This window comes from Kitasatospora sp. NPDC036755 (assembly GCF_040636595.1).
In the GTDB taxonomy this organism is placed as follows: domain Bacteria; phylum Actinomycetota; class Actinomycetes; order Streptomycetales; family Streptomycetaceae; genus Kitasatospora.
In genome coordinates, this window is sequence record NZ_JBEZUT010000606.1 from 1 (window position 1) to 2,338 (window position 2,338).

Genomic DNA, 2,338 nt, shown 5'->3' on the forward strand with positions numbered 1-2,338 from the left:
CCGTCGGCGGGCCGGGCTCCGTCGGCGGGTTCGGCGAGGGCCCCGGCGAGAGCGTCGCCGGCCTCCACCCGGGCCCCGGCGCGCACGGCGGCCCGGGCGGCCTCGATGTTCGCCTCGATGCCCTCCAGCGCCTCGGTCAGCTTGGAGACCCGGTCGAGTTCCGCGTGCTTGACCGCGATCTCGACGGCCTCGGCGCCGCTGTTCGCGAAGACCGCGGAATACGTCTCGGTGGTGCCGAATTCGCGCTGGATGATGGTGTTCACCTTGCGCGCCAGATCGTTCGCGTAGGGGTGCCGGGAGAATTGCGCGTGAATCGGCGTACCGGCTTCGAGGAGTTCCTTCGCGTAGTCGACGATCACCGGGTTGTTGTGCCCGAGGATCGTCGACCCGTAGCCGCCGACGAGGTCGAGCACCGGCTTTTCCCGGCCCTCGTCGTCCCGCCGGAAAAGTGTGTTGCCGCGGGCTCGCACGTACTCGACGCCGAGCCCGAGCGAGGCCAGCCATTCCCCGAGGTACGGCTCCGCGAGCTGGAGCTCATCCACCGATCGGTCCATCGTGGTCCCCTTGTCCGCCGCTGTCGTTCGTGTCCGCCGGCTCGCCGTGCCCGGGCGTCCGGCCGACTCTAGCGGCGACCTGTCATGAACCGGTAACAGCCCGGTCTCCCCGTGTTCCGGGTGCGCCCGGGGGAATGTTTCGGGCACGTTTCAGGCGGGTCGGCAGGCCCTCCGGACAATCTCCGGAAAAGCCTCGGTAATTTCTCGGCCAATACGGTCCCACCGTTGCCCGATTACCCGTCGGTGACCCGGCCGAGACTGTTCGGAAACGAATCCGGATAAGGTCGTTCGGAGTCATGGCCGTTATCGAACGTGATGTGCGGAACCGAAGGGCAGCCACGCGAATGACGAGTGAGCGACACTCCGGGAACACCCTGCGCCAGGACCGGCACGAGCCGGTCGCCGTGGTCGGCCTGTCGTGCCGGCTGCCCTCGGCGGCCGGACCCGCCGCGTTCTGGGAGCTCCTGCGCGAGGGGCGGGACGCCGTCACCGAGATGCCCGACCACCGCTGGGAGCCGATCTCCCCAGACGCGCACAGCGACCGGCGGCGCGGCGGCTTCCTGGACGGCATCGCCGACTTCGACGCCGAGTTCTTCGGGATCTCGCCCCGCGAGGCCGTGGTGATGGACCCGCAGCAGCGGCTCGTCCTGGAACTCGCCTGGGAGGCCCTGGAGGACGCCGGGATCCCGGCGACCGAACTGGCGGGCAGCGCCACCGCGGTCTTCGTCGGCACCGCCCGCGAGGACTACGCCGCCCTGGTCCACCGGCAGGGCTCGGCCGCGATCACCCAGCACACCGCCACCGGCACCCACCGGGGCATCATCGCCAACCGGGTCTCGTACGCGCTCGGCCTGCACGGCCCCAGCATCACCGTAGACACCTCCCAGTCCTCCTCCCTGGTCGCCGTGCACCTCGCCTGCGAGAGCCTGCGCACCGGGGAGGCGACCACGGCGCTGGCCGCCGGGGTGAACCTCAACATCCTCGCCGAAGGGGTCATGGACGCCGAGCGGTTCGGCGGCCTGTCGCCCGACGGCCGCTGCTACGCCTTCGACGCCCGGGCCAACGGCTACGTGCGCGGCGAGGGCGCCGGCGTGGTGGTGCTCAAGCCGCTCTCCCGGGCCCTCGCCGACGGCGACCGGGTGCACGGGGTGCTGCTCGGCAGCGCGGTGAACAACGACGGCGCCACCCCCGGGCTCACCGTGCCCAGCCAGGCCGCGCAGGAGCGGGTCATCGAACTGGCCCTGCACCGGGCCGGGGTCGCCCCCGAGGAAGTCCAGTACGTCGAACTGCACGGCACCGGAACGCCGTTGGGCGACCCGATCGAGGCCGCCGCACTCGGCGCGGCGCTCGGCACCCGGCGGCCGGCCGGCGATCCGCTGCGGGTCGGCTCGGTCAAGACCAACATCGGGCACCTGGAGGGCGCGGCCGGCATCGCCGGTCTGATCAAGACCCTGCTCGCCCTGCGGCACCGCAGGCTGCCGGCCAGCCTCAACTTCTCCACCCCGAACCCGAGGATCCCCTTCGCGGAGCTCAACCTCGCGGTCAACGACCGGCCGTCCGACTGGCCCCACCCGGAGCGCCGGATCGTCGCCGGGGTGAGCTCCTTCGGCATGGGCGGCAGCAACTGCCACGTCGTCCTCGCCGAGCCGCCGGCCCCCGCCGGAGGGGAGCCCGGGCCCGCCGCGCCCGGCGGCACCGGCCGGAGCGTCCTGCCGGTGGCGGCTCTTGTCGTTCTTGTCGCACGCGGTCGCGGTCAGCGCCAGGGCGGCGAGGACGACGGCGAC

Annotated in this window: 2 protein-coding genes; one reads left to right on the forward strand and one right to left on the reverse strand. The window is 72.3% G+C overall.

The window, feature by feature from the left end; genetic code table 11:
- Positions 1 to 542 (reverse strand): aminotransferase class III-fold pyridoxal phosphate-dependent enzyme (locus AB0E96_RS40435; protein WP_359831758.1); only part of this gene is annotated, 542 nt, incomplete at its 3' end.
- A gap of 356 nt (positions 543 to 898) precedes the next feature.
- Between AB0E96_RS40435 and AB0E96_RS40440 the strand changes: the two genes are divergently transcribed.
- Positions 899 to 2,338: polyketide synthase (locus AB0E96_RS40440; RefSeq protein WP_359831760.1), on the forward strand; the 1,440-nt coding region annotated here is incomplete at its 3' end.